Below are 2,849 nucleotides of genomic sequence, written 5' to 3' on the forward strand. Positions count from 1 at the left end.
CCTCCGATGTTCATTATGAAAAAAAGCGTCGAGCCTTCTTGAATGCTTGTTATAGCACCGTGCATCAACAAAGAACCCAGGACTATGCCAAGAAAAACCATGCACCCTACGACCACCCGCTCCTTGTGTGACGTATAAGCATGAGCGCGCGTTACGGGTATGCTAGACTCTCCCCTACTCTCACGCCCCTGGTTTTCAACCCTGGCGCTTGTGCTATCTTCAGCGACGCCCAGCTCATGATGCACATTTTTCCCAAAGAGAAGAAAAAAGCAGCTGCAAAAATGCAAGCCACCCCGCTCAATTCTACGGGAAGCGGCACCGCCCTCCAATGAAAAACGACGCACGGCCCCACAGCGGCCAAGAAACGCCGCGCTTGATAGCCAAACGGTGGGCCTGGGAAGAATCGAACTTCCGTCCTCACGCTTATCAGGCGTGCGCTCCAACCGCTGAGCTACAGACCCTGTAACCTATACTGATGATAAGCAAGACTGAGGAACAACATCCACAAAAACTTTGCCGCCTGTCCTCTTGCGAAAACAGACAACCCCAGCAATCTTGGAAAATATGGTATGGTCCTTGCCCATGCCCACATTCCTTCCCGGATGATACCTTGTGCCACGCTGGCGAATTATTATGTTACCGGGAATGACAAGCTCGCTCCCAAACTTCTTAACCCCGAGCCTTCTACCTCTTGAGTCTCTACCGTTAGAAGAACTACCACCGGACTTTTTAGTAGCCACAACCTACCCCACCTTAAGCACACGTAAAACGACCAACTCCTGCCTGTGGCCGATTTTTCTCCTGTAATTCTTGCGGCGCCTCTTCTTGAATACAATGATTTTATCATTCCTACAGCGCGCAACAACCTCCGCAGTAACCGCAGAGCTCTGTCTCTGGAGCACAGCATCCTTCTTTTTTCCTCCGAAGGTAGCGAGACTGTCAAGCTTGACCTTCTCACCCACGCTGACATCCATCAATTCCACTTTGATTACGTCACTCTCCTTAACCTTGTACTGCTTTCCGCCAGCTTCAACCACAGCGAACATACTCAAAGCCTCTAACCGATATACCGCAAGCGTCCGGATTTTGGCCTACAAGAGCCCCTATGTCAATAAAATCTGACACCAAGTGCTCATCTAACCACGAACGCACTGAGATTATACTGAAAAAATTACCCAAGTCCATACCCAAGTTAGCGTCCAAACCCCCAGCGCGTCACAATAAGTGTGCAACACATTAAAATGTCTGGGTAGTGGCACCCACTGCAAGATGTATTATGGGCACTGATCGCGAGGAGTATTTTTACGCCAACATAGACCGCATATGTCGGTGCTAAGCGCCATAGGATTACCCAGAATTACCCAACCTCGGCTCCGCCAAGGCACCTGGAAGTATATTTATGCCTCCTCCGCAACCTCTTCCTGAGGAACAGCGCCTTGAAAGTCGAAATTGCCTGTAGTTGACCAAATGCTCTACCTCTCGTTGCTTTGTTTACTTTTTCGTAAAGATTGTTTATTCTGTCCACCATTGGGTGTGAGGGCCGTTGTGCTAAGTGCTAGATCAGTTGCCAAGATTAATAGGGTTGTTGCGCGGCAAATCCTAGATAGTAGGGGCCGTCCTACAGTTGAGGTCGAGGTTTTGCTGTCAGATGGTGCCGTAGGTAGGGTCTCTGTTCCATCTGGGGCTTCAGTTGGGAAGTTTGAGGCTGTGGAACTTAGGGATGGTGACCAGGCCAAGTATGCTGGGCATGGGGTACTCAAACCGGTGCAGCGCGTCAACACAACGGTCGCCGATTCATTAGCTGGAGTCTCTCCTTTCGATCAGAGAGCTGTTGATGAAATTCTGCTGTCGCTGGACGGAACGAAAAACAAGTCTAAATTGGGTGCAAACGCCACTATAGGAGTTTCATTGGCTGTGGCAAAGGCCGCTGCAGACAGTGTTGGCATCCCGTTATACAAGTATTTAGGGGGAGCGGTTGCGAGAGAAATGCCGCTGCCCCTGGTAAACGTTATCAATGGAGGTCTGCATGCGGATAACTTGCTTGATTTTCAAGAATTCATGATAGTACCCGTAGGTGCCAAGACATTTGCTGATGCGGCGCAGATATGCGCAGAGGTGTTTTATAAGCTTAAGGAGGTACTCAAGAAAATGGGGCACTCCACTAATACTGGTGATGAAGGAGGTTTTGCTCCAAATTTGGAGGATAATACAGACGTGCTTGACGTCTTAGTAGAGGCAATTGAAAAGTCTGGGTACCGAGCCTCTTCTGACGTTGCCCTCGCTATGGATGTCGCTGCGTCAACATTTTACGATGGCACATCATACAAATTTTCCGGCAAATGCCTAACCAGCGGTGAGTTAATTGCATGCTATGAGGATATGGTTTCCCGGTACCCTATAATTTCCATAGAGGATGCTATGGCGGAAAATGACATAGAGGGATGGAAGGCAGTTACCAAGCGTCTGGGAGACAAAATTCAGTTGGTAGGGGATGATCTTTTTGTGACCAATCCCGCCCTCATTGCTAATGGAGTGGAAAACAAGTTGGCTAATGCAGTTCTGGTTAAACCCAACCAAATTGGCACCCTCACTGAAACCATAGATGCAATAAGATCTGCTCAGCGGAATAATTATAATGTTATAATTTCACACAGGTCTGGTGAAACGGAGGATGTTACAATCGCGCATATAGCGGTTGCAGCAAATTGCGGGCAGATTAAGTCAGGCTCGTTTTCCAGGTCAGAGCGCCTGGCAAAGTATAACGAGCTCCTGCGTATAGAAGAAGACCTGGGTAAGAGTGCTCTTCTTTATAATGTGATATAGCATGAGTTTTGTCGACGAAGCAAAAA

4 protein-coding genes, 1 tRNA gene and 1 pseudogene are annotated in these 2,849 nt (G+C 48.5%); 1 reads left to right on the forward strand and 5 read right to left on the reverse strand.

Annotated features, from left to right (window positions below):
• The 5 genes and pseudogenes from GAC_RS02110 to GAC_RS05715 form a co-directional block, all read right to left on the reverse strand.
• A pseudogene (locus GAC_RS02110) lies at window positions 1-344 on the reverse strand (hypothetical protein); the annotation flags it as partial.
• Window positions 345-388: 44 nt separating this feature from the next.
• Window positions 389-461: transfer RNA gene (locus GAC_RS02115), tRNA-Ile, on the reverse strand.
• Between the two features lie 6 nt (window positions 462-467).
• Window positions 468-740: a 50S ribosomal protein L27 gene (gene rpmA / locus GAC_RS02120; RefSeq protein ID WP_010264498.1), complete on the reverse strand. Its 273-nt coding sequence runs from the start codon at window positions 738-740 to the stop codon at window positions 468-470.
• 3 nt (window positions 741-743) lie between these two features.
• Window positions 744-1,046, reverse strand: a complete 303-nt coding sequence (gene rplU / locus GAC_RS02125; protein WP_010264501.1) for a 50S ribosomal protein L21 — start codon at window positions 1,044-1,046, stop codon at window positions 744-746.
• The gene (locus tag GAC_RS05715) at window positions 1,030-1,203 is read right to left on the reverse strand and encodes a hypothetical protein (protein ID WP_157738163.1); all 174 of its coding nucleotides are present in this window, start codon (window positions 1,201-1,203) and stop codon (window positions 1,030-1,032) included. Before GAC_RS05715 ends, rplU begins: the two co-directional genes overlap by 17 nt.
• A gap of 324 nt (window positions 1,204-1,527) precedes the next feature.
• Here GAC_RS05715 and eno point away from each other — a divergent pair, with 324 nt between their 5' ends.
• Window positions 1,528-2,823, forward strand: coding sequence for a phosphopyruvate hydratase (gene eno, locus GAC_RS02130; protein ID WP_044051792.1), 1,296 nt, complete (start codon window positions 1,528-1,530; stop codon window positions 2,821-2,823).
• Window positions 2,824-2,849 lie beyond the last annotated feature (26 nt).

Origin of the sequence: Anaplasma marginale str. Florida, assembly GCF_000215485.1 — a bacterium.
Classification (GTDB): Bacteria; Pseudomonadota; Alphaproteobacteria; order Rickettsiales; family Anaplasmataceae; genus Anaplasma; species Anaplasma marginale.

Coding starts and splice junctions, on each gene's coding strand:
- rplU (WP_010264501.1), bottom strand. CDS start 1,046: ATGTTCGCTGTGGTTGAAGCTGGCGGAAAGCAGTACAAGGTTAAGGAG.